Source organism: Streptococcus mitis (genome assembly GCF_946190285.1).
GTDB lineage: Bacteria > Bacillota > Bacilli > Lactobacillales > Streptococcaceae > Streptococcus > Streptococcus mitis_CP.
The window spans coordinates 36,579-61,259 of the sequence record NZ_CAMHZX010000004.1 but is presented as its reverse complement, the minus strand read 5'-3'; the positions used below and the strand labels follow the sequence as shown (position 1 = coordinate 61,259).

Sequence of the window (24,681 nt, the reverse complement as noted above, 5' to 3'; positions counted from 1 at the left end):
GTAGGGATGGTAGTAGAACCAAACCTAGAAAGCCTTGTAAAAGATCTTTACAATCATGCTCGACATGATTTGAGTGAAGATTTAGTTGCTGCTCTCCTAGAGACTGCTAAAAAACTGCCTACTACAAATGAGCAATTGCTGGCAGTTCGTCTCTCAGGTCTGGTCAATCGTGAATTGCTCCTAAATCCCAAACATCCGGCACCTGAGTTGCTCAACTTAGCTCGCTTTATCAAAAGAGAAGAAGCAAAGTACAGAGGAACTGCGGCTTCTGCGATTATGTATGGGGAGCTCTTTAAAATGCTTTGATTCCATTGTGAATCAAAGCATTTTTCTATATGGTAGAAGAGTAATTCTTGATTAGGAGAAGAAAAAGCCATCCCATTTAGGATAGCTTCTTGGATATTAGATTTGTTCAGCGATGACCTTTTCAGCAAGGTTCATGGCGTGGTCAGATACACGAGTATAGTGGGAAATGATGTCGATAAAGTTGACCCCAGCTTGTGTTGAACACTCACCCTTGTTGAGGCGTTTGATGTGGGTCTTTCTGAGAACACGCTCCATATTGTTGATTTCTTTATGGCGTTCAATCAGACTTTGAGCTTTTTCAATATCATTGTTTTCCACGCTATCAAGGGCATCCTTGATAAAGCCAGTGGTTTTTTGATAGATATCAGCCAATTCCTGCAAAGCAGCTTCAGAAAACTCAACATTTTTACGTTGAAGGTAGTCAGTCAGATTGATTAGGGCCTCAGCGTGATCCCCAATCCGTTCCAAATCACGGGATGAATCAAGGATGTTGGTCAGCACTTCACTTTCTTTCTGGCTAAGGGCTTCACTTGAAAGAGTAATAAGGTAACGAGTCAATTTTTCATCAATGGTATTGATGGCTTCTTCCGTCTTGTGGCCTTTTTCAGCAACCTTTTCATTGAGGTCAATGATGTAGTTGTATGAAAGGTCAAAGGCTTTAGAAGCATAATTTCCCAAGTGAAGGAGTTCTTTTTTGGCATTTCCGAGAGCGATTGATGGTGCTTGTTTAATCAAATGCTCATCAAGATAAAGTGGCTCGTACTTGACAACTTCATCTTCGCCAGGGATGAGCTTGGTAACAAAGTAGGCCAAGGCTCCGATGAATGGAAATTGTACAATGGTGTTACTTACGTTAAAGGCACCGTGCGAGAAGGCGATAGTCATCTCAGGTGAGAGGTGAAGGAGTGCTTGGAAGTACTCAATCATTGCAGTAAAGGGGCCTAATAAGATTAAGCAAAGGATAGTTCCTAATACGTTAAATGTGACGTGGGTTGCAGCAACGCGTTTTGCAGAGACATTGGCTCCAGCTGCAGCGATGATAACTGTTAAAGTTGTCCCGATATTATCCCCGAAGAGAACTGGCAGAGAACCTTTAAGGTCAAGGAAGCCACCTGCATAGAGCCCTTGCAAAATCCCGATTGTCGCAGAAGAAGCTTGGATGAGGACGGTAATCACTGCACCGGCAAAAACTCCCAACACAGGATTTTGTCCCAAGGTTACCATGTATTCCTTGAATTGTGGTAAATCTTTAAGCGGACTCATACCGGCACTGATGAGGTTGAGGGCGTAGAAGATTCCCCCTACACCAAATAGGATGCGCCCGATATTGTTTGCTGTTCTGTTTTTTGTAAAGAAGAGGAACATGGTTCCAAGGAAAATCAGGGGTAAAGCATACTCGCCAAGCTTGAAACCGATGATAAAGGAAGTAACGGTGGTTCCGATGTTGGCTCCCATGATAATTCCGATAGCCTGTCTAAGAGTGAGAAGACTAGCGCTGACCAGTCCAACCGTGATAACTGTAACCCCTGTACTTGACTGAATCAGGGCAGTTACGACAATCCCGACTAGAACACCTAGAAAGGGATTGCTAGTGTACTTGTCAATGTAAAAACGAAGGCGATCTCCAGCAGCTTGTTGCAAACCGTCTCCCATGGTCTTGATACTATATAGGAATAGTCCCAGACCACCTAAAAAGTGAAATAAAATTTCCTGCCAATTAATGGACATTTCTTTTTCCTCCGAAAAATAATAACGGAATTTCTCCTATTCTATTTTAAAGGATAAAAGTAAATCTAACAAGTGTTAAGCTAAGATTTTTGAAAGAAAATTCGTTAGAATGGGCCTTAATTATATTAATTTTACCAATTTCTAACCTAGATATAGGTATTTCCTTTTATATATTGACATTTAAAAGAAATATTTTAAAATGAGGGAGGAATTATCTTGGTCCCTGTGATTGGGATAAAAATTTTATAAAGAAAGTTAAGCGCTTTCTTTTATGCAACAAAATCAATCTTTTAGGAGGAGAAAATGAAGAATCTATTTTTTGAAAGACGTTGTCGTTACAGTATTCGTAAGTTATCAGTAGGGGCTTGCTCGCTGATGATTGGGGCTGTTTTGTTTGCTGGTCCAGCCTTGGCAGAAGAAACGGCAGTTCCTGAAAATAATGGAGCCAATACAGAGCTTGTTTCAGGAGAGAGTGAGCATCCAACTAATGAAGCTGACAAGCAGCATGAAGGAGAACATGCTAGAGAAAATAAGCCAGAAAAGGCAGAAGGAGCAGCGACAGCATCTGAAACTGCTTCGCCAGCAAGCAATGAAGCTGCAACTACTGAAACCGCAGAAGCAGCTAGCGCAGCTAAACCAGAGGAAAAAGCAAGTGAGGTGGCTACAGAAACACCATCTGCAGAAGCAAAACCTAAGTCTGACAAGGAAATAGAAGCAAAGCCCGAAGCAACTAGCCAAGGAGATGAGTCTAAGCCAGCAGCAGAAGCTAATAAGACTGAAAAAGAAGTTCAGCCAGATGTCCCTAAAAATACGGAAAAAGCATTAAAACCAAAGGAAATCAAATTTAATTCTTGGGATGAATTGTTGAAATGGGAACCAGGAGCTCGTGAAGATGACGCTATTAACCGCGGATCTGTTGCCCTCGCTTCACGTCGGACAGGTCATTTGGTTAATGAAAAAGCTAGCAAGGAAGCAAAAGTACAAGCCCTATCCAACACCAATTCTAAAGCAAAAGACCACGCTTCTGTTGGTGGAGAAGAGTTCAAGGCCTATGCTTTTGACTATTGGCAATATCTAGATTCAATGGTCTTCTGGGAAGGTCTCGTACCAACTCCTGACGTTATTGATGCAGGTCACCGTAACGGGGTTCCTGTATATGGTACACTCTTCTTCAACTGGTCTAATAGTATTGCAGATCAAGAAAAATTTGCTGAAGCTTTGAAGCAAGACCCAGATGGTAGCTTCCCAATTGCCCGTAAATTGGTGGATATGGCCAAGTATTATGGCTATGATGGCTATTTCATTAACCAAGAAACAACTGGGGATTTGGTTGAACCTCTTGGAGAAAAGATGCGCCAGTTTATGCTCTATACCAAGGAGTATGCTGCTAAGGTAAACCATCCAATCAAGTATTCTTGGTACGATGCCATGACTTATAACTATGGACGTTACCATCAAGATGGTTTGGGAGAATACAACTACCAATTCATGCAACCAGAAGGAGATAAGGTTCCAGCAGATAACTTCTTTGCTAACTTTAACTGGGATAAGGCTAAGAATGATTACACTATTACAACTGCCAACTGGATTGGCCGTAATCCTTATGATGTATTTGCAGGTTTGGAATTGCAACAGGGTGGTTCCTACAAGACCAAGGTCAAATGGAATGACATTTTAGATGAAAATGGGAAATTACGCCTTTCTCTTGGTTTGTTCGCCCCAGATACCATTACAAGTTTAGGAAAAACTGGTGAAGATTATCATAAGAATGAAGATATCTTCTTTACAGGTTATCAAGGTGATCCTACTGGCCAAAAACCAGGTGACAAAGATTGGTATGGGATTGCTAACCTAGTTGCGGACCGCACGCCAGCAGTAGGTCATACCTTTACTACTTCCTTTAATACAGGTCACGGTAGAAAATGGTTCGTAGATGGTAAGGTTTCTAAGGATTCTGAGTGGAATTACCGTTCAGTTTCAGGTGTTCTTCCAACATGGCGCTGGTGGCAAAAATCAACTGGTGATAAGTTGAAAGCAAGCTATGATTTTGAAGATGCTTATAATGGTGGAACTTCTCTCAAATTTGCAGGGGATCTTTCAGGTGCGACCAAGCAAGATGTGAATTTGTACTCTACTCGCTTGAAGGTGACAGATACCACCAAATTGCATGTTGCCCACAAAGGAGGTAAGGGTACCAAGGTTTATGTAGAATTTGCAACCAAGAAAGATTATACCTACGGTGATGAAGCTGCCCGTAAAGAATTGACAGTTTCAGATAACTGGACTACCGATGATTTTGATTTGAGTGCCTTGGCGGGCAAAACAATTTACGGTATTAAACTCTATTTTGAAAATGACAAAGACTTAAAAGGCTATCAATTCAACCTTGGGCAATTGACCATCAGCAATAATCAAGATGCTCCTCAGGCACCAACCACAGTAGCTGTAGCCAAACAAGTCCTTAAAAATGCCCAAGAAGCAGAAGCGGTTGTGCAATTTGAAGGAAACAAGGATGCAGATTTCTATGAAGTTTACGAAAAAGATGGAGACAGCTGGAAATTACTAACAGGTTCATCTTCTACAACTATTTATCTACCAAAAGTTAGCCGTTCAGCAAGTGCTCAAGGTACAACTCAAGAACTGAAGATTGTCGCAGTTGGTAAAAATGGGGTTCGTTCAGAAGCTGCAACAACAACCTTTGATTGGGGCATGACTGTAAAAGATACCAGCCTACCAAAACCACTAGCTGAAAATATCGTACCAGGTGCAACAGTTATTGATAGTACTTTCCCTAAGACTGAAGGTGGGGAAGGTATCGAAGGTATGTTGAATGGTACCATTACCAGTCTTTCAGACAAGTGGTCTTCTGGACAATTAAGTGGTAGTGTGGATATTCGTTTGACCAAGCCACGTACAGTTGTTAGATGGGTGATGGACCATGCTGGAGCTGGTGGAGAATCTGTAAACGACGGTTTGATGAATACCAAAGACTTTGACCTTTATTATAAAGATGTGGATGGTCAATGGAAGTTGGCTAAGGAAGTCCGTGGCAATAAAGCCCATGTTACAGATATTACCCTTGATAAACCAATCACAGCTCAAGATTGGCGCTTGAATGTTGTCACTTCTGACAATGGAACTCCATGGAAGGCTATTCGTATCTATAACTGGAAAATGTATGAAAAGCTTGATACTGAAAGTGTCAATATTCCGATGGCCAAGGCTGCAGCTCGTACTTTAGGCAATAACAAGGTACAAGTTGGCTTTGCAGACGTACCAGCTGGAGCTACCATTACTGTTTATGACAATCCAAATTCTCAAACTCCGCTTGCAACCTTGAAGAGTGAAGTTGGAGGTGACCTAGCAAGTTCACCATTGGATTTGACAAATCAATCGGGTCTTCTTTACTACCGTACCCAGTTGCCAGGTAAGGAAATTAGTAATGTCCTTGCAGTTACTGTTCCGAAAGATGATCGAAGAATCAAGTCAGTCAGCCTAGAAACAGGACCTAAGAAAACAAGTTATGCTGAAGGGGAAGATTTGGACCTTAGAGGTGGTGTTCTTCGAGTTCAGTATGAAGGAGGAGCTGAGGACCAACTCATTCGCCTAACTCACGCAGGTGTATCAGTATCAGGCTTCGATACGCATCATAAGGGAGAACAAAATCTTACTTTACAATATTTGGGACAACCGGTAAACGCTAATTTATCAGTGACTGTTACTAGCCAAGATGAAGCAACTCCGAAAACTATTTTGGGAATTGAAGTGAGTCAGGAACCGAAAAAAGATTACCTAGTTGGGGATAGCTTAGACTTGTCTGAAGGACGCTTTGCAGTGTCTTATAGCAATGACACTATGGAAGAACATTCCTTTACTGATGAGGGAGTTGAAATTTCTGGTTACGATGCTCAAAAGACTGGTCGTCAAACCTTGACACTTCATTATCAAGGGCATGAAGTTAACTTTGATGTTTTGGTATCGCCAAAAGCAGCACTAAACGATGAGTATCTCAAACAAAAATTAGCAGAAGTTGAAGCAGCTAAGAATAAAGTGGTCTATAACTTTGCTTCACCAGAAGTAAAAGAAGCCTTCTTGAAAGCAATTGAAGCGGCCGAACAAGTGTTGAAAGACCATGAAACTAGCACTCAAGATCAGGTTAATGACCGACTTAATAAATTGACAGAAGCTCATAAAGCTCTGAATGGTCAAGAGAAATTTACGGAAGAAAAGACCGAACTCGATCGCTTAACAGGTGAGGCTCAAGAACTATTGGCTGCTAAACCAAACCATCCTTCAGGTTCTGCCCTAGCTCCACTTCTTGAGAAGAACAAGGCCTTGGTTGAAAAAGTAGATTTGAGTCCAGAAGAGCTTGCTACAGCGAAACAGAGTCTAAAAGATCTGGTTGCCTTATTGAAAGAAGACAAACCAGCAGTCTTTTCTGATAGTAAAACAGGTGTTGAAGTGCACTTCTCAAATAAAGAAAAGACTGTTATCAAGGGCTTGAAAGTAGAACGTGTCCAAGCAAGTGCTGAAGAGAAGAAGTACTTTGCAGGAGAAGATGCTCATGTCTTTGAAATAGAAGGTTTGGATGAAAAAGGTCAAGAAATTGATCTCTCTTATGCTTCTATTGTGAAAATCCCAATTGAAAAAGATAAGAAAGTGAAGAAAGTATTCTTCTTACCTGAAGGTAAAGAAGCAGTAGAATTGGCTTTTGAACAAACGGATAGTCATGTCATCTTTACAGCACCACACTTCACTCATTATGCCTTTGTTTATGAGTCTGCTGAAAAACTACAGCCTGCTAAACCAGTAGAAAAGGTTATTTCAAGTAAGGAACCAACTGAAGGTGTCAAGAATTTGGTTGTGGATACTCCGAAATTGGAAATTGAAGAGACAAGTCTTGCTTTCGAATACCAAGAACGAACAAATCCAAATCTCCCAGTCGGTCAACGTCAACTTGTCCAAGCAGGAGTTGAGGGGCAAATTCGTCGCTTGATTGAAGTAGATAGTCAAGGCAATCGTACGCTGCGCGCTACAGAAGTTTTGAAAGAAGCAAGTCCTGAAATCGTAGAAGTAGGTACTGGTCTCATCCCTGCCAATCCAGCACCACAAAACACAGACCTTCCAAAACCTTCTAATCAACCAGCGTCTGACCAACAAAAGGCTCCTAAATTGGAAGTTCAAGAGGAAAAGATTGCCTTTGACCGTCAAGAACATGAAAATTCTGAGTTGCTAGTTGGAGAACAACGAGTCATCATACAGGGACGAGATGGTCTATTAAGACATGTCTTTGAAGTTGATGAAAACGGTCAGCGTCGCCTTCGTTCAACAGAGGTTATCCAAGAAGCCATTCCAGAAATTGTTGAAATTGGAACAAAAGTAAAAACAGAGCCAGCAGTAGCGCCTACACAAGAAAAACCAGCCCAAAATACAGCAGTTCAATCAGAAGAAGCAAGCAAACAATTGCCAAATACAGGAACAGTTGATGCTAATGAAGCCATAATAGCAGGCTTGGCCAGCCTTGGTCTTGCTAGTTTAGCCTTGACCTTGAAACAGAAAAAAGAAGATGAAGATTAAATATCGAAAAATCTTGTGAAATCTTTCCTTATATTTCCAAAGTGTGATATAATAGTTTCGAATAAAATAAATAAAGGGGTTTTTGTAACATGGCAAAACTTACTGTTAAAGACGTTGACTTGAAAGGTAAAAAAGTCCTCGTTCGCGTTGACTTCAACGTACCATTGAAAGATGGCGTAATCACTAACGACAACCGTATCACAGCAGCTCTTCCAACTATTAAGTACATCATCGAACAAGGTGGACGTGCAATTCTTTTCTCTCACCTTGGACGTGTGAAAGAAGAAGCTGATAAAGCTGGTAAATCACTTGCTCCTGTAGCAGCAGACTTGGCAGCAAAACTTGGTCAAGATGTTGTTTTCCCAGGTGTAACTCGTGGTGCTGAATTGGAAGCAGCGATCAACGCTCTTGAAGATGGACAAGTTCTTTTGGTTGAAAACACTCGTTACGAAGATGTTGACGGCAAAAAAGAATCTAAAAACGATCCTGAACTTGGTAAATACTGGGCATCGCTTGGAGATGGTATCTTCGTAAACGATGCATTCGGTACAGCTCACCGTGCACACGCATCTAACGTTGGTATCTCAGCAAACGTTGAAAAAGCAGTTGCTGGTTTCCTTCTTGAAAACGAAATTGCCTACATCCAAGAAGCAGTTGAAACTCCAGAACGTCCATTCGTAGCGATCCTTGGTGGTTCAAAAGTTTCAGACAAGATCGGTGTTATCGAAAACTTGCTTGAAAAAGCTGATAAAGTTCTTATCGGTGGTGGTATGACTTACACATTCTACAAAGCACAAGGTATCGAAATCGGTAACTCACTTGTAGAAGAAGACAAATTGGATGTTGCGAAAGCTCTTCTTGAAAAAGCAAACGGTAAATTGATCTTGCCAGTTGACTCAAAAGAAGCTAACGCATTTGCTGGTTACACTGAAGTGCGTGACACTGAAGGTGAAGCAGTTTCTGAAGGCTTCCTTGGTCTTGACATCGGTCCAAAATCTATCGCTAAATTTGATGAAGCTTTGACCGGTGCAAAAACAGTTGTATGGAACGGACCTATGGGTGTATTTGAAAACCCAGACTTCCAAGCTGGTACAATTGGTGTGATGGACGCTATCGTGAAACAACCAGGCGTTAAATCAATCATCGGTGGTGGTGACTCAGCTGCCGCAGCAATCAACCTTGGACGTGCAGACAAATTCTCATGGATCTCTACTGGTGGTGGAGCATCAATGGAACTTCTTGAAGGTAAAGTTCTTCCAGGACTTGCAGCCTTGACAGAAAAATAAGATTTTATAAATAAATCAAAGAAGAGAGGGATGAAAGTTCCTCTTTTCTTTTACTGAAAATAAAAACGCTTCCTCTCAACTATTGCTCATAAAAATCACCGATTTATGATAAAATGGAAATAGAAAGTTGAGATTATGAGTTATTTTAAAAAATATAAATTCGATAAATCCCAGTTCAAACTTGGTATGCGAACCTTTAAAACAGGTATTGCTGTTTTTCTAGTTCTCTTGATTTTTGGCTTTTTTGGTTGGAAAGGTCTTCAAATTGGTGCTTTGACAGCCGTTTTTAGCCTGAGGGAGAGTTTTGATAAGAGTGTTCATTTTGGAACTTCACGTATTCTAGGAAATAGTATCGGTGGCCTCTATGCCCTCCTCTTCTTCCTATTAAATACCTTTTTCCACGAAGCTTTTTGGGTGACCTTGGTTGTTGTTCCAATCTGCACCATGTTAACCATTATGACAAACGTAGCCATGAATAACAAAGCAGGTGTTATAGGTGGTGTAGCAGCTATGTTAATTATTACCCTATCAATTCCAAGCGGTGAGACAATTTTGTACGTGTTTGCGCGTGTATCAGAAACTTTCATGGGAGTTTTTGTCGCAATTCTCGTAAATTACGATATTGATCGTATTCGGCTCTTTTTAGAGAAAAAAGAAAAATAATGTTACATTTTATAACATTATCAATTGACGTTTGTCTTTTTTTAGACTATAATAGACAGAAAGAAGGAAATTGTAAATGAAGGAAAAAGAATTTCGCCGAAATATGGCTGTTTTTCCTATCGGCAGTGTTATGAAGTTGACCGATCTATCGGCGCGTCAGATTCGTTATTATGAAGATCAAGAGTTGATTAAACCTGATCGAAACGAAGGGAACCGTCGCATGTATTCCTTGAATGACATGGATCGTCTGCTTGAAATCAAAGATTATATCTCTGAAGGTTATAATATCGCTGCCATTAAGAAAAAATATGCTGAACGTGAAGCGAAATCCAAGAAAGCGGTGAGTCAGACTGAGGTGCGTCGTGCACTTCACAATGAACTCCTCCAACAGGGTCGCTTTGCTTCAGTACGGTCACCTTTTGGTCGCGGTTAGGTAACCGCAAGTAGTCATACATTAAGGAGAAAACTCATGCCAATCACAGCTGCAGATATTCGTCGTGAAGTCAAGGAAAAAAATGTTACCTTTATTCGTCTTATGTTCTCAGATATTTTGGGAACCATGAAAAACGTCGAAATTCCTGCTACAGATGAACAGTTAGATAAAGTCTTGTCAAACAAGGCGATGTTTGATGGATCTTCTATTGAAGGTTTTGTACGTATCAATGAGTCAGATATGTACTTGTACCCTGACTTGGATACATGGACAGTCTTCCCTTGGGGAGATGAAAATGGAAGTGTTGCAGGTTTGATCTGTGATGTCTATACAACAGAAGGTGAACCATTTGCAGGTGACCCTCGTGGCAATTTGAAGCGTGCTCTTCGTCACATGGAAGAAGTAGGATTCAAATCTTTCAACCTTGGTCCAGAGCCAGAATTCTTCCTATTTAAGTTGGATGAAAATGGAGACCCAACACTTGAAGTAAATGACAAGGGTGGCTACTTTGATTTGGCGCCTACTGACCTTGCGGACAATACGCGTCGTGAAATTGTCAATGTCTTGACCAAAATGGGATTTGAAGTAGAAGCAAGTCACCACGAGGTTGCGGTTGGACAACACGAAATTGACTTCAAGTACGATGAAGTTCTCCGTGCCTGTGATAAGATTCAAATCTTTAAGCTCGTGGTTAAAACTATTGCTCGCAAACATGGTCTTTACGCAACCTTTATGGCTAAACCAAAATTTGGTATTGCCGGATCAGGTATGCACTGTAATATGTCCTTGTTTGATGCAGAAGGAAATAATGCCTTCTTTGATCCAAATGATCCAAAAGGAATGCAGTTGTCAGAAACGGCCTACCATTTCCTTGGTGGTTTGATCAAGCATGCCTACAATTATACTGCTATCATGAACCCAACGGTTAACTCATACAAACGTTTGGTTCCAGGTTATGAAGCGCCTGTTTACATTGCTTGGGCTGGTCGTAACCGTTCGCCACTTGTGCGCGTACCTGCTTCACGCGGTATGGGAACTCGTCTTGAGTTGCGTTCGGTGGACCCAATGGCAAACCCATATATCGCTATGGCAGTTCTATTGGAAGTTGGTTTGCATGGTATTGAAAATAAAATCGAAGCACCAGCTCCTATCGAAGAAAATATCTACATTATGACAGCAGAAGAGCGTAAAGAAGCTGGAATTACAGACCTTCCATCAACCCTTCACAACGCATTGAAGGCTTTAACAGAGGATGAGGTTGTCAGAGCAGCTCTCGGAGATCACATCTACACTAGCTTCCTTGAAGCCAAACGAATCGAATGGGCAAGTTATGCAACCTTCGTTTCACAATGGGAAATTGATAATTATTTAGACCTTTACTAATACTAATATAGAAGGAAGATTGTCCGTGAGGATAATCTTTTTTTCTTGTATTTTATATCGAGGTGTGATATATTTTATATAACGAAGTGCGATATATCGAACTGGATAGGAGGTAGCTATAAATGGAATTAACGGATAAGATTCGTCGAGTTTATCTTCCGATGACGGAAACGGGCTTTTATATCTTGTTCTGTCTGCAAAAGGAAGGTCATGGGTACAGTATTACGCAAAAGGTCAAGGAGATGACAGATTTGCAAGTTTCGATTAGTCCTGGAACTATGTATGGAACCTTGTCAAAAATGGAAAAGGATGGTTTGATTTCCTTTGTCCGAGAAGAGGAGAAGCGTAAAATCTATCAGATTACAGACTTGGGAAGAAAAGTCTTAGATATTGAATTGAAACGTATTGAACGGCTCTATAGAAACAGTCTGGAGGAAAGATGATGGAAAAGAAGGTTGTTTATAGAATTGCTACCATTGCGGATTATGATAGAGAGGCTTTATATCTTAGAAAAATGCATGCTGAGGGCTGGAAACTCAAGGAAGTGACCTACTCTAACTTAGTAGTTGCGGTTAAGTATACTTTTGAAAAGTGCCAACCGGAGCAGGTGTCTTATCAGTTGGACTTTTATCCTATGAAAAAATCAGAGAGAGCCTCCTATTTACAATTATTTAAAGACTGTGGATGGGAGCATATTACAGACTTTAATGGTTTTTCCTACTTTAGAAAGCTTCATTCTGGAATTGAGTTGGATGCCGAGTTTGAAATTTATAATGACGCGGCCGGGAAGCTAGCTATGGTCAAACGGATTTTAACGAGGCGGATGCTTCCTATTTTGCTTCTCTTTTTAGCTCTACTACCGGTTTTCTCAAAGTTTGTCACTGGAGGTAGTTCTTTCAGTTGGGAAATGTTTTTGATTGTTATAATAGATGGTGTTTTATTGATAGTTCATTCGATTCAGATGTCTTATATTTTTTGGAGATTGTTTCAAAAGTGGAAAGAATTATCTGATAAATAAAACCATGCATGTTTTCTAATTTGGAGGTGCGATGATGAAAAGCAAACTACAATTTCGGATTTTTACGATTCTTGATGAGGATAAGAAAGAAGAATATTTACATGAGATGCACTTGAAAGGTTGGAGGTATAGAACGAGTCGTTTTGGTTTTTTCTATTTTGACCAATGTCAACCAGACGATGTCATCTACCGTATCTATGATTCTAGATTTCTTAAAAAATATAAGCATGAACTGCAAGATTTTAGAAATAGAGGTTGGGAATTGATAGAAAGAGGTTTTTATTCAATTTTTCGTAAACCGGCTTCTAATATACTTCCAGAGGATCAAGTCTATATGAGTAAGGGGCTCAGATGGGAAGTTATGCGATATAGATTTCGTTCATGTGCAGCTACTTTCTTAGGTGGTCTTGTTGTTTGTATGAGTTTGTTTCGAGAAGAACTGTCGCAATCTTTCTTTGTCATTTTTGCTCTATATGCCTTTATGATTTCTTATTTAATTCATGGCTATTTAAGGCTTAAAAGGGCATACCGAGTAGATAAACAGTAAGGTTCTAGGTCTTTAGACTGATTTTTAGCACTCTTGGCAAAAGAGTGCTAATTTTTTGAGTTTTTGTCTTGACATTCTCTTTTAAGGGTGTATAATAGAATCATAAGTTAGCACTTGAGTGTATCGAGTGCTAATCGATCAGACAGAGAGGAGTGATGAGGTGGTTACAGAGCGTCAGCAGGATATTTTAAATCTGATTATTGACATCTTTACCAAAACGCACGAACCTGTCGGATCCAAAGCCTTGCAAGAGTCTATTAACTCTAGCAGTGCAACCATTCGTAATGACATGGCGGCTCTAGAAAAGCAAGGGTTGCTTGAGAAGGCCCATACTTCAAGTGGTCGGATGCCAAGTGTTGCTGGTTTTCAGTACTATGTGAAACACTCACTGGATTTTGACCGACTAGCTGAAAATGAGGTATATGAGATTGTCAAAGCCTTTGATCAGGAATTCTTCAAATTGGAGGATATTCTGCAAGAGGCTGCTAACCTGCTGACAGACTTGAGTGGCTGTACGGTAGTAGCACTGGATGTTGAGCCGAGCAGGCAACGTTTGACAGCCTTTGATATCGTTGTTTTGGGGCAACATACAGCCTTGGCGGTATTCACCCTAGACGAGTCTCGAACGGTTACCAGTCAGTTTCTGATTCCAAGGAACTTTTTGCAGGAGGATTTGCTGAAGCTGAAGAGCATCATTCAGGAACGTTTCCTCGGCCACACCGTTCTAGATATTCACTACAAGATTCGGACGGAGATTCCGCAGATTATCCAGCGTTACTTTACAACAACGGACAATGTTATCGATCTCTTTGAACATATCTTTAAGGAAATGTTCAACGAAAACATTGTGGTGGCGGGCAAAGTCAATCTCTTGAATTTTGCCAATCTGGCAGCTTATCAGTTCTTTGACCAACCGCAAAAGGTGGCTCTGGAGATTCGTGAGGGTCTGCGTGAAGATCAGATGCAAAACGTTCGTGTTGCAGACAGTCAAGAGTCCTGTCTAGCCGACCTAGCGGTGATTAGTAGCAAGTTCCTCATTCCTTATCGGGGAGTTGGAATTCTAGCGATTATGGGTCCAGTCAATCTGGATTACCAACAGCTAATCAACCAAGTCAATGTGGTCAACCGTGTTTTGACCATGAAGTTGACAGATTTTTACCGCTACCTCAGCAGTAATCATTACGAAGTACATTAAGATTGAAATCATTAAAGGAGGCGAAAATGGCCCAAGATATAAAAAATGAAGAAGTAGAAGAAGTCCAAGAAGAGGAAGTTGTGGAAACAGCTGAAGAAACAACTCCTGAAAAGTCTGAGTTGGACTTGGCAAATGAACGTGCAGATGAGTTTGAAAACAAATACCTTCGCGCTCATGCGGAAATGCAAAATATCCAACGCCGTGCCAATGAAGAGCGTCAAAACTTGCAACGTTACCGTAGCCAGGACTTGGCAAAAGCAATTCTCCCTTCTTTGGATAACCTAGAGCGTGCACTCGCAGTTGAAGGTTTGACAGATGATGTGAAGAAGGGCTTGGAAATGGTGCAAGAAAGCTTGATTCACGCTTTGAAAGAAGAAGGAATCGAAGAAATTGCAGCTGATGGCGAATTTGACCATAACTACCATATGGCCATCCAAACTCTCCCAGCAGACGATGAACACCCAGCAGATACCATCGCCCAAGTCTTCCAAAAAGGCTACAAACTCCATGACCGCATCCTACGCCCAGCAATGGTAGTGGTGTACAACTAAGATACAAAGCCCGTAAAAAGCTCACAGTAAAAATAGGAGATTGACGAAGTGTTCGATGAACACAAGGAAATCTATCTTTTTTACCCAGAGCTTAGGGCGTGTTCGATTAGGCAATTCTGACGGTTGCAACATATATAATAGAAACCTTGTCCGAAACGACAATAAACTATGAAGAAAGATAAGAGGCAAGCCGGAGGCTTGCAAGGAAGATATTTCCCATCGTGGTGAAAGTTTCAGTAGCAAAAGCTACTGAAACAGGGGATTTTTGAGACAATAGGCTCAAAGATAAGTGATGAAATCCCGTAGGGAGTTGCTCACGTCCCCACCACTTAAGGGAAATATCAAAAAATCAAAACTCGAATTAAAATTTAAGGAGAAAAACACATGTCTAAAATTATCGGTATTGACTTAGGTACAACAAACTCAGCAGTAGCAGTTCTTGAAGGAACTGAAAGCAAAATCATCGCAAACCCAGAAGGAAACCGCACAACTCCATCTGTAGTCTCATTCAAAAACGGAGAAATTATCGTTGGTGACGCTGCAAAACGCCAAGCAGTAACAAATCCAGATACAGTTATCTCTATCAAATCTAAGATGGGAACTTCTGAAAAAGTTTCTGCTAACGGAAAAGAATACACTCCACAAGAAATTTCAGCTATGATTCTTCAATACTTGAAAGGCTACGCTGAAGATTACCTTGGTGAAAAAGTTACTAAAGCAGTTATCACAGTTCCAGCTTACTTTAACGATGCTCAACGTCAAGCAACAAAAGACGCTGGTAAAATTGCTGGTCTTGAAGTAGAACGTATCGTCAACGAACCAACAGCAGCAGCCCTTGCTTACGGTTTGGACAAGACTGACAAAGAAGAAAAAATCTTGGTATTTGACCTTGGTGGTGGTACATTCGACGTTTCTATCCTTGAATTGGGTGACGGTGTCTTCGATGTATTGTCAACTGCAGGGGACAACAAACTTGGTGGTGACGACTTTGACCAAAAAATCATCGACCACTTGGTAGCAGAATTCAAGAAAGAAAACGGTATTGACTTGTCTACTGACAAGATGGCAATGCAACGTTTGAAAGATGCAGCTGAAAAAGCTAAGAAAGACCTCTCTGGTGTAACTTCGACACAAATCAGCTTGCCATTCATCACTGCTGGTGAAGCTGGACCTCTTCACTTGGAAATGACTTTGACTCGTGCGAAATTTGACGATTTGACTCGTGATCTTGTAGAACGTACAAAAGTTCCAGTTCGTCAAGCCCTTTCAGATGCAGGTTTGAGCTTGTCAGAAATCGATGAAGTTATCCTTGTTGGTGGTTCAACTCGTATCCCAGCTGTTGTAGAAGCAGTTAAGGCTGAAACTGGTAAAGAACCAAACAAATCAGTAAACCCTGACGAAGTAGTTGCTATGGGTGCGGCTATCCAAGGTGGTGTCATTACTGGTGATGTTAAAGACGTTGTCCTTCTGGATGTAACACCATTGTCACTTGGTATCGAAACAATGGGTGGTGTCTTCACAAAACTCATCGACCGCAATACAACAATTCCAACATCTAAATCACAAGTCTTCTCAACTGCAGCAGACAACCAACCAGCCGTTGATATCCACGTTCTTCAAGGTGAACGCCCAATGGCAGCAGATAACAAGACTCTTGGACGTTTCCAATTGACAGATATCCCAGCTGCACCTCGTGGAATTCCTCAAATCGAAGTAACATTTGACATCGACAAGAACGGTATCGTGTCTGTTAAAGCTAAAGACCTTGGAACTCAAAAAGAACAAACTATTGTGATCCAATCGAACTCAGGTTTGACTGATGAAGAAATCGACCGCATGATGAAAGATGCAGAAGCTAATGCTGAAGCAGATAAGAAACGTAAAGAAGAAGTTGACCTTCGTAACGAAGTAGACCAAGCGATCTTTGCGACTGAAAAGACAATCAAGGAAACTGAAGGCAAAGGATTCGACGCAGAACGTGACGCTGCCCAAGCTGCCCTTGATGACCTTAAGAAAGCTCAAGAAGACAACAACTTGGACGAAATGAAAGCAAAACTTGAAGCATTGAACGAAAAAGCTCAAGGACTTGCTGTTAAACTCTACGAACAAGCTGCAGCAGCACAACAAGCTCAAGCAGGAGCAGAAGGCGCACAACCAACAGGAAACGCAGGCGATGACGTCGTAGACGGAGAGTTTACGGAGAAATAAAATAGTCCAGTGGACTATTTTATCCCTAGCTTGAAAATCAGGCGAGTATAAGAAGAAATCCAGAGGTTGCAACCCAGCCTCTGTTTTTCGATAAGATAGAGGATGTTACGTATGAAAAAAGTACTTTGTGTCATTTATCCTAATTTTTCTCTTTATGAGATAAGCGCTTTAACGAGTACTATAGCTCTGTCTTTTGATATCACGATTGATTATGTAGCTTCTGAGAATTCGATGGTGGTCTCTGAGGATGGTTTGCCCTGTCAACCGACGAAAACATTGAATCAAATCCGTATAGAAGAGTATTCTTGTGTGATTTTGCCAGGAATGGTAAATATAGGTCCTGCTCTACAAGATGAGAAATTGATCTCGTTTTTGAGAAGTCTTAATGAGCAAGATATCCTAATTGCAGCTATTTCTTCAGCGCCCCTTTTATTGGCGAAAGCAGGCTTGTTGAACGACACGAAATTTACAGGTGGAATTTGGCAAAACTTCTTTGACTATTTTGAATTTCTTCCACGTGAGAATTTCCAACCGAAAGTTCTTGTCCAAGATAAACAAATCATTACGGCTATCGGTTTTGCACATCAAGAGTTTGCAAGAAAAGTGATTTTCGGTTTAGGGTTGGCAGAGAATACGGACAACTATTTTAAAGAACAGAACGAGTATGCTGAAGAGGATTTGATATTTACTCTATCAGATGAAGAGTTTGATCAAGTGAAGCAGAGTATAGAAAACAGCCTCTAAAGATTTACATAAAAATTATAGAAAGGAACAAAGAGTGTTCAGGGAATTGAACACGGGTTCCCAAATTTATTACTCAATATAAAAGAAAGGAATTGAACCCGACCTAAATTCTCGGAAAAAAGATAAATCTGCCTAGGAGCATCGCTCCAGCGTCAGATTTCCTATTTTTCAGTCGAATTTTACGGTCTTGGTATCTTGTATGAACAATACTGAATTTTATGATCGTCTGGGGGTGTCAAAAAACGCTTCGGCAGACGAGATCAAAAAAGCTTATCGCAAGCTTTCGAAAAAATACCACCCAGATATCAACAAGGAGCCTGGTGCTGAGGAAAAGTACAAGGAAGTTCAAGAAGCCTATGAGACTTTGAGTGACGACCAAAAACGAGCTGCCTATGACCAATATGGTGCGGCTGGAGCCAACGGTGGCTTTGGTGGTGCTGGTGGTTTTGGCGGTTTCAACGGAGCAGGTGGCTTCGGTGGTTTTGAGGACATCTTCTCAAGTTTCTTCGGCGGAGGCGGTGCTTCACGAAATCCTAACGCTCCTCGTCAAGGGGATGACCTCCAGTATCGTGTGAACTTGACCTTTGAAGAAGCTATTTTCGGAGCTGAAAAAGAAGTCAAGTACAATCGTGAAGCAAGCTGTAGTACATGTAACGGTTCTGGTGCTAAGCCAGGAACAAGTCCAGTCACTTGTGGACGCTGTCATGGCGCTGGTGTCATTAATGTCGATACGCAGACTCCGCTTGGTATGATGCGTCGTCAAGTAACCTGTGATGTCTGTCACGGTCGCGGAAAAGAAATCAAAGACCCATGTACAACATGTCATGGAACAGGTCATGAAAAACAAGCCCATAGCGTACATGTGAAAATCCCTGCTGGTGTGGAAACAGGTCAACAAATTCGTCTAGCTGGTCAAGGTGAAGCAGGCTTTAACGGTGGACCTTATGGTGACTTGTATGTAGTAGTTTCTGTGGAAGCTAGCGATAAGTTTGAACGTGAAGGAACTACTATCTTCTATAATCTAAACCTCAACTTTGTCCAAGCAGCTCTTGGTGATACAGTTGATATTCCAACTGTTCATGGTGATGTTGAATTGGTTATCCCAGAGGGCACTCAGACTGGTAAGAAATTCCGCCTACGTGGTAAGGGAGCTCCGAGCCTTCGTGGCGGTGCAGTTGGGGACCAATACGTTACCGTCAATGTCGTAACACCGACAGGCTTGAACGACCGCCAAAAAGCAGCGCTTAAAGAATTCGCAGCTGCAGGTGATTTAAAAGTCAATCCGAAGAAAAAAGGCTTCTTTGACCATATTAAAGATGCCTTTGAAGGAGAATAAAGTAAAAAGAGCCGAGTGGCTCTTTTTGTTTACAGATTTTTTAAGACTTTCCTTAAGTAATGACGGACGGTAGCGACCTTCTTCGAAGTTCCATACCTAAACTTTGAGACCTAGGCTCAAAGTTTCCGAACACCTGAAACCAAACTATTTCAGGTGTTTTCATTACGGCGGAAAGTCTGGGAAAGTATTCGATTTAGTTCTGAAACGATGGATGAGTTGTCTAAATTGTGATGTATAGTTGATGGGATATAACTTATTTACGTTTTAAAAAGAGCCGAGTGGCTCTTTTTACTTATCTTCCAGTTCCTGTGTTTCTTTGATGACAGCAAGTCTAGTCTGGATATCTTTTTCCAAGACCTTAAACTTGTAAGTGAGGTCTTCTTGGTATTCTTTGATGAGTTCTTTTTGCTGGTCGATGATTTGCAGGCTGTTTTGGATAATCTCCACATCGTCCTTGATAGCTTGAACACGGTCAGTAGTGTTCAAGACCTCATCTGTGATGACTTGGCGATTTTTTGTGACCAGATAACTTCCAGCTGCAGCTCCTGCAAATAGCAGTAGATTAGATAATTTCATGGCAACTCCTTAGGCGTTTTTGATAGTTTCTGCGACTTGAGCGAGTTTGTCAAAGTCTGGCTCGTGGGCGATAAAATCAATCTTGAGGTCATCGTCTGCACTGTAGCGAGGCACGAGGTGAACGTGGGTATGAAAAACTGTTTGGCCTGCGATTTCTTCACAGTTAGCAATGATATTCATGCCAGCAGCTTTGGTAGCTTTCATGACTTTTTGTGCTACTTTTGGCACTTGGGCAAAGAGTTGGCTGGCGCTTGTAGCGTCCATTTCCAAAAGATTGCGATAGTGCTCTTTTGGTACGACCAAGGTATGCCCTGGTGTTACTTGAGAGATATCAAGAAATGCAAGAACCTGCTCATCTTCATATACTTTTGAAGCAGGAATTTCCCCTGCGATGATTTTACAAAAAATGCAATCTGACATAAAATCTACCTCTACTGTATTGAATTTTGATATAATATAGCTACATTATACCAGATTTGGAGAAAATATGTTAGAAATTAAAAACCTGACAGGTGGCTATGTTCATGTCCCTGTCTTGAAAGATGTGTCTTTTACTGTTGAAAGTGGGCAGTTGGTCGGTTTGATTGGTCTCAATGGTGCTGGGAAATCAACGACAATCAATGAAATTATCGGTCTGTTGACACCTTATAGCGGATCTATCAATATCAACGGTTTGACTTTGCAAAAAGATGCGACTAACTACCGCAAGCAAATTGGCTACATTCCTGAGACGCCTAGTTTGTATGAGGAATTAACTCTCAGAGAGCATATCGAAACGGTTGCTATGGCTTATGGTATTGAGCAAAAAGTCGCTTTTGAGCGAGTAGAACCCTTGTTAAAAATGTTCCGTCTGGATCAGAAATTGGACTGGTTCCCTGTTCATTTCTCCAAAGGGATGAAGCAAAAGGTCATGATTATCTGTGCTTTTGTGGTGGATCCGAGTCTCTTCATCGTGGATGAGCCTTTCCTTGGTCTCGATCCGCTGGCTATTTCTGACTTGATTCAGCTTTTGGAAGTGGAAAAGCAAAAGGGCAAGTCCATTCTCATGAGTACCCACGTGCTGGATTCGGCGGAAAAGATGTGTGATGCCTTTGTTATTCTCCACAAGGGAGAGGTGCGTGCTAAGGGAAATCTGGCGCAACTACGCGAAGCCTTTGACATGCCTGAGGCTAGTTTGAATGATATTTACTTGGCTCTGACCAAAGAGGAGGGCCTATGAAAGACTTGTTTTTAAAGAGAAAGCAGGCTTTTCGTAAGGAGTGTATTGGTTATTTGCGTTATGTTCTCAATGACCACTTTGTCTTGTTCCTGCTTGTCCTGCTGGGCTTTCTAGCCTACCAGTACAGTCAACTCTTGCAACATTTTCCTGAAAATCATTGGCCTATCCTTTTATTTGTAGGAATTACCTCTGTTTTACTTTTGCTTTGGGGTGGAATTGCCACTTATATGGAGGCACCTGACAAGCTCTTTCTCTTGGTTGGAGAAGAGGATATCAAGCTCCACCTCAAGCGTCAAACTGGTATTTCCCTAGTCTTTTGGCTCTTTGTACAGACCCTTTTCTTGCTTTTATTTGCGCCCTTGTTTTTAGCCATGGGTTATGGCTTGCCAGTTTTTCTGGTCTATGTGCTCCTATTGGGTGCAGGGAAATATCTGCTCTTTCGTCAAAAGATCAGCAAGTTTTTCACTGAAACTGGTCTCAACTGGGACTATGTTATTTCTCAAGAAAGCAAGCGCAAGCAAGTCTTGCTTCGTTTCTTTGCTCTCTTTACGCAGGTCAAGGGGATTTCAAACAGTGTCAAACGTCGTGCCTATCTGGACTTTATCTTAAAGGCTGTTCAGAAGGTGCCTGGAAAGATTTGGCAAAATCTCTATCTGCGTTCTTATCTGCGAAATGGAGATCTCTTTGCCCTCAGTCTCCGTCTTCTCTTACTTTCCATACTGGCACAGGTCTTTATCGAGCAAGCTTGGATTGCGACAGCAGTGGTAGTACTGTTTAACTACCTCTTGCTCTTCCAGTTGTTGGCACTCTATCACGCCTTTGACTACCAGTATTTGACCCAACTCTTTCCACTGGACAAGGGTCAAAAGGAAAAAGGTTTGCAGGCGGTAGTCCGAGGATTGACCAGTTTGGTCTTAGTAGTGGAATTAGTTGTTGGGTTGATTACCTTCCAGGAAAAACTAGCCCTTCTAGCCTTACTGGGTGCAGGTTTGGTTTTACTAGTCTTGTACCTACCTTATCAGGTGAAACGTCAGATGCAGGACTAATCTTGCCTATATGACACTAAAAAAGAAGTTGAGTTCAGTTTGTCTCAACTTCTTTTATTTTTTACAAGATAATGGTTGGCCCGTAGAGGCTCAACTTGGTCTTGACTTGGTCAAAGTGGAAACGGTCATAGGCCCTCCAAGCGGCGCGAGTAGGAGCATCTGGATCAAGAGCGCTGAGTCCCATGAGAAGACTGGAAGTCTGGTAAAATTTTTCCAATTCAATCAAGACTCGATTATCCATTGTCTCAGCCTTGGCTAGAAAGCTAAGAATAGAGTTTAATTGCTCCTGAAAGCGGACGTCGTCAGCGGTTGCCTGTTTGCATGCTTGGTAGGCTTTGTTTAAGTCAGTAATCAAAGTCTGAGCTCTTTTGATAGGGTCTGTATCTGTCATGAGAATTCCTCCTTTAATCTGGGTGCTAGTCTTGGTTCTAGCAATTGTGTTTTGATACTGTTAGTCTATCATTTTTAGAGTTTTTTTCAGCCTCAAATCTTTAATTGCCCTTGAAATTTCCTGAATGGTACTGTTAAGATTTTATGATAAAATAGTTGTAAGATTATCATGCTTATTTGAGGAACAAGCTACCCTTCAGGAGCGTTGAAGGCCTGTTTAGGATTTGGTGGGCTTGTATCAAAGTATTTTTGCTATTCTCTTTTTAGGAAGAAATCGAAACAAGGAGAGTAAGAAGATGAGAATATTTGTTTTAGAAGATGATTTTTCCCAACAGACTAGGATTGAAACGACGATTGAGAAACTTTTGAAGGAACATCATATCACTCCCAGCTCTTTTGCGGTCTTTGGTAAGCCAGATCAACTGCTGGCAGAGGTGCATGAGAAGGGGGCCCATCAGCTATTCTTTTTGGACATTGAGATTCGAAATGAAGAGATGAAGGGGCTGGAAGTGGCTAGAAAGATTCGGGATCGAGACCCCTATGCCCTGATTGTCTTTGTGACGACTCACTCGGAGTTTATGCCCCTGTCCTTTCGCTACCAAGTGTCTGCTCTAGACTACATTGATAAGGCCTTGTCAGAAGAGGAGTTTGAATCTCGGATCGAGACAGCCCTTCTCTATGCCAATAGTCAAGATAGTAAAAGTTTGGCGGAAGATTGCTTTTACTTTAAATCAAAATTTGCCCAATTCCAGTATCCTTTTAAAGAGGTTTATTATCTTGAAACGTCGCCCAGAGCCCATCGTGTTATTCTCTATACCAAGACAGACAGGCTGGAATTTACAGCGAGTTTAGAGGAGGTTTTCAAGCAGGAGCCCCGTCTCTTGCAGTGCCACCGCTCTTTTCTCATCAATCCTGCCAATGTAGTTCGTTTGGATAAGAAAGAAAAACTTCTTTACTTTCCCAATGGTGGAAGCTGTATGATAGCGCGTTATAAGGTCAGGGAAGTGTCTGAAGCTATCAATAACTTGCATTTAGTTAGGAGAACTTATGTATAATATTTGGATTATATTGTATACACTTGTTACTCATGGGCTAGAAATTGTCATTTTCTTTAAGGTGGATGGAATTGGTATCACTTTTGAGAGGATTTTTAAGGCTTTTCTTTTTAAGATACTGTTGGCCTTTGTTTTTTTAATAATTGAATATATGGTAGGATATAATTACCTATTTTATTTTATGGAACCCTTGTACGGCATAGGCTTATCTTTCTTATTGTTAAGAGGACTTCCTAAAAAGCTCCTTCTCTTTTATGGTCTCTTTCCAATGATATTAGTGAATCTCTTTCATAGAGGTGTTTCCTATTTTGTGCTTCCATTTTTGGGACAAGGGCAAGTATATGATGACTACTCATTTGCTTGGTTATGTATAATAATTTTCAATTTCTTCATTTCCCTAGTCTTTTTGAAATGGTTGGACTATGATTTCACTAACTTGAGAAGGGAGATTCTAGATAAAACTTTTCAAAAGTCCCTGACTACGATTAACTGGATAATGGGGGCGTACTATTTGGTGATGCAAAGTCTGTCTTTCTTTGAATATGAACAAGGTATTCAATCAAAGACTGTTCGCCATCTGATTCTGGTGTTTTACTTTCTCTTTTTTATGGGGATTATCAAGAAACTGGATACCTATTTGAAGGACAAACTCCATGAGAGATTGGACCAAGAGCAGGACTTGCGCTACAGAGATATGGAACGCTATAGTCGGCATATAGAGGAACTTTACAAGGAAGTCCGGAGTTTTCGCCATGACTATACCAATCTCTTGACCAGCTTACGTCTGGGGATTGAAGAGGAGGATATGGGGCAGATAAAAGAGGTCTACGACTCGGTCTTAAAGGATTCTAGTGAAAAATTGCTGGACAATAAATATGACCTTGGACGACTCGTAAATATTCGTGACCGTGCCCTCAAAAGTCTTCTAGCAGGGAAATTTCTAAAAGCTAGAGATAAGAACATAGTCTTTAATGTCGAAGTTCCAGAGGAGATTCAGGTCGAGGGGATGAGTCTACTTGATTTTCTAACCATTGTGTCTATCCTTTGTGATAATGCCATTGAAGCTAGTGCAGAGGCTAGTCAACCTCATGTTTCAATTGCCTTTTTAAAAAATGGAGAACAGGAGACCTTTATCATTGAAAACTCCATCAAAGAAGAGAGCATCGATATTTCTGAAATCTTCTCCTTTGGAGCAAGTTCTAAAGGGGAGGAAAGAGGAGTTGGTCTCTATACTGTCATGAAAATTGTGGAAAGCCATCCTAATACCAGTCTAAATACCACCTGTCAAGATCAAGTCTTTCGTCAGGTTTTAACGGTTCACTTGCTGCCAGTTGGTCATTAGAAAATTTGTGAAAAAATTGGCAGAAGTTAACAGATAAAGTTTGTCTTTATCGAGCCTGACTTTTGCTATAGTATGTGA

Annotated in this window: 22 protein-coding genes and 1 pseudogene; 19 read left to right on the top strand and 4 right to left on the bottom strand. The window is 41.1% G+C overall.

Annotated features, from left to right (window positions below; genetic code table 11):
- Window positions 1-6 precede the first annotated feature (6 nt).
- Window positions 7-306: a bacteriocin immunity family protein gene (locus N8L39_RS06530; RefSeq protein WP_261010467.1), complete on the top strand. Its 300-nt coding sequence runs from the start codon at window positions 7-9 to the stop codon at window positions 304-306.
- A gap of 96 nt (window positions 307-402) precedes the next feature.
- Here N8L39_RS06530 and N8L39_RS06525 read toward each other — a convergent pair whose 3' ends face one another.
- Window positions 403-2,034: a Na/Pi cotransporter family protein gene (locus N8L39_RS06525; protein WP_070479751.1), complete on the bottom strand. Its 1,632-nt coding sequence runs from the start codon at window positions 2,032-2,034 to the stop codon at window positions 403-405.
- Window positions 2,035-2,337: 303 nt separating this feature from the next.
- On the opposite strand from N8L39_RS06525, the pseudogene N8L39_RS09545 reads away from it, so the two are divergent.
- From N8L39_RS09545 to dnaJ, 14 genes and pseudogenes are all read left to right on the top strand, one after another.
- Window positions 2,338-2,400 (top strand): annotated as a pseudogene (locus N8L39_RS09545) (YSIRK-type signal peptide-containing protein); the annotation flags it as partial.
- 291 nt (window positions 2,401-2,691) lie between these two features.
- Window positions 2,692-7,611 (top strand): endo-beta-N-acetylglucosaminidase, encoded by a 4,920-nt coding sequence (locus N8L39_RS06520; protein ID WP_419991710.1) that lies wholly within the window; start codon window positions 2,692-2,694, stop codon window positions 7,609-7,611.
- Between the two features lie 89 nt (window positions 7,612-7,700).
- Complete coding sequence (locus tag N8L39_RS06515; protein ID WP_001096743.1) at window positions 7,701-8,897, top strand: phosphoglycerate kinase; 1,197 nt, start codon at window positions 7,701-7,703, stop codon at window positions 8,895-8,897.
- Window positions 8,898-9,032: 135 nt separating this feature from the next.
- On the top strand, window positions 9,033-9,560 hold the full coding sequence (locus N8L39_RS06510) for an FUSC family protein (RefSeq protein ID WP_084947380.1): 528 nt from the start codon (window positions 9,033-9,035) through the stop codon (window positions 9,558-9,560).
- A gap of 76 nt (window positions 9,561-9,636) precedes the next feature.
- Window positions 9,637-9,993: a transcriptional repressor GlnR gene (gene glnR, locus N8L39_RS06505; RefSeq protein ID WP_000659548.1), complete on the top strand. Its 357-nt coding sequence runs from the start codon at window positions 9,637-9,639 to the stop codon at window positions 9,991-9,993.
- Window positions 9,994-10,029: 36 nt separating this feature from the next.
- Entirely contained in the window at window positions 10,030-11,376 is a 1,347-nt protein-coding gene (gene glnA / locus N8L39_RS06500) for a type I glutamate--ammonia ligase (RefSeq protein ID WP_261010469.1), read from the top strand.
- 122 nt (window positions 11,377-11,498) lie between these two features.
- On the top strand, window positions 11,499-11,819 hold the full coding sequence (locus N8L39_RS06495; RefSeq protein WP_000423971.1) for a PadR family transcriptional regulator: 321 nt from the start codon (window positions 11,499-11,501) through the stop codon (window positions 11,817-11,819).
- A complete protein-coding gene (locus N8L39_RS09510) occupies window positions 11,819-12,394 on the top strand; it encodes a DUF2812 domain-containing protein (protein ID WP_004238824.1) in 576 nt (191 codons plus the stop codon). The genes N8L39_RS06495 and N8L39_RS09510 overlap by 1 nt, the downstream gene beginning before the upstream one ends.
- A 34-nt stretch (window positions 12,395-12,428) precedes the next feature.
- A complete protein-coding gene (locus N8L39_RS06485) occupies window positions 12,429-12,941 on the top strand; it encodes a DUF2812 domain-containing protein (protein ID WP_000837547.1) in 513 nt (170 codons plus the stop codon).
- Window positions 12,942-13,101: 160 nt separating this feature from the next.
- Window positions 13,102-14,136 carry a heat-inducible transcriptional repressor HrcA gene (gene hrcA, locus N8L39_RS06480; RefSeq protein ID WP_261010505.1) on the top strand — a complete coding sequence of 345 codons (1,035 nt, stop codon included), beginning with the start codon at window positions 13,102-13,104 and terminating at the stop codon, window positions 14,134-14,136.
- 26 nt (window positions 14,137-14,162) lie between these two features.
- Complete coding sequence (gene grpE, locus N8L39_RS06475; RefSeq protein WP_000046029.1) at window positions 14,163-14,687, top strand: nucleotide exchange factor GrpE; 525 nt, start codon at window positions 14,163-14,165, stop codon at window positions 14,685-14,687.
- Between the two features lie 384 nt (window positions 14,688-15,071).
- Entirely contained in the window at window positions 15,072-16,895 is a 1,824-nt protein-coding gene (dnaK, locus tag N8L39_RS06470) for a molecular chaperone DnaK (protein ID WP_261010470.1), read from the top strand.
- Window positions 16,896-17,006: 111 nt separating this feature from the next.
- Complete coding sequence (locus N8L39_RS06465) at window positions 17,007-17,639, top strand: DJ-1/PfpI family protein (RefSeq protein ID WP_261010471.1); 633 nt, start codon at window positions 17,007-17,009, stop codon at window positions 17,637-17,639.
- 199 nt (window positions 17,640-17,838) lie between these two features.
- On the top strand, window positions 17,839-18,975 hold the full coding sequence (dnaJ, locus tag N8L39_RS06460) for a molecular chaperone DnaJ (RefSeq protein ID WP_033679702.1): 1,137 nt from the start codon (window positions 17,839-17,841) through the stop codon (window positions 18,973-18,975).
- Window positions 18,976-19,263: 288 nt separating this feature from the next.
- Here the strand turns inward: dnaJ and N8L39_RS06455 are convergent, their stop codons facing one another.
- Together N8L39_RS06455 and N8L39_RS06450 are read right to left on the bottom strand one after the other, a co-directional pair.
- Window positions 19,264-19,551: a hypothetical protein gene (locus N8L39_RS06455; protein ID WP_261010472.1), complete on the bottom strand. Its 288-nt coding sequence runs from the start codon at window positions 19,549-19,551 to the stop codon at window positions 19,264-19,266.
- 9 nt (window positions 19,552-19,560) lie between these two features.
- Window positions 19,561-19,971: an HIT family protein gene (locus tag N8L39_RS06450; protein WP_001278317.1), complete on the bottom strand. Its 411-nt coding sequence runs from the start codon at window positions 19,969-19,971 to the stop codon at window positions 19,561-19,563.
- A 67-nt stretch (window positions 19,972-20,038) separates the two neighbouring features.
- On the opposite strand from N8L39_RS06450, the gene N8L39_RS06445 reads away from it, so the two are divergent.
- Together N8L39_RS06445 and N8L39_RS06440 are read left to right on the top strand one after the other, a co-directional pair.
- Entirely contained in the window at window positions 20,039-20,770 is a 732-nt protein-coding gene (locus tag N8L39_RS06445) for an ABC transporter ATP-binding protein (protein WP_261010473.1), read from the top strand.
- On the top strand, window positions 20,767-21,816 hold the full coding sequence (locus N8L39_RS06440) for an ABC transporter permease (protein WP_261010474.1): 1,050 nt from the start codon (window positions 20,767-20,769) through the stop codon (window positions 21,814-21,816). The genes N8L39_RS06445 and N8L39_RS06440 overlap by 4 nt, the downstream gene beginning before the upstream one ends.
- Window positions 21,817-21,877: 61 nt before the next feature.
- Here N8L39_RS06440 and N8L39_RS06435 read toward each other — a convergent pair whose 3' ends face one another.
- Window positions 21,878-22,207: a helicase BlpT gene (locus tag N8L39_RS06435; RefSeq protein ID WP_261010475.1), complete on the bottom strand. Its 330-nt coding sequence runs from the start codon at window positions 22,205-22,207 to the stop codon at window positions 21,878-21,880.
- Between the two features lie 295 nt (window positions 22,208-22,502).
- Between N8L39_RS06435 and N8L39_RS06430 the strand changes: the two genes are divergently transcribed.
- Both N8L39_RS06430 and N8L39_RS06425 read left to right on the top strand, forming a co-directional pair.
- Complete coding sequence (locus tag N8L39_RS06430) at window positions 22,503-23,261, top strand: response regulator transcription factor (RefSeq protein WP_261010476.1); 759 nt, start codon at window positions 22,503-22,505, stop codon at window positions 23,259-23,261.
- Window positions 23,254-24,603 carry a sensor histidine kinase gene (locus tag N8L39_RS06425; protein ID WP_261010477.1) on the top strand — a complete coding sequence of 450 codons (1,350 nt, stop codon included), beginning with the start codon at window positions 23,254-23,256 and terminating at the stop codon, window positions 24,601-24,603. The genes N8L39_RS06430 and N8L39_RS06425 overlap by 8 nt, the downstream gene beginning before the upstream one ends.
- Window positions 24,604-24,681: the final 78 nt, after the last annotated feature.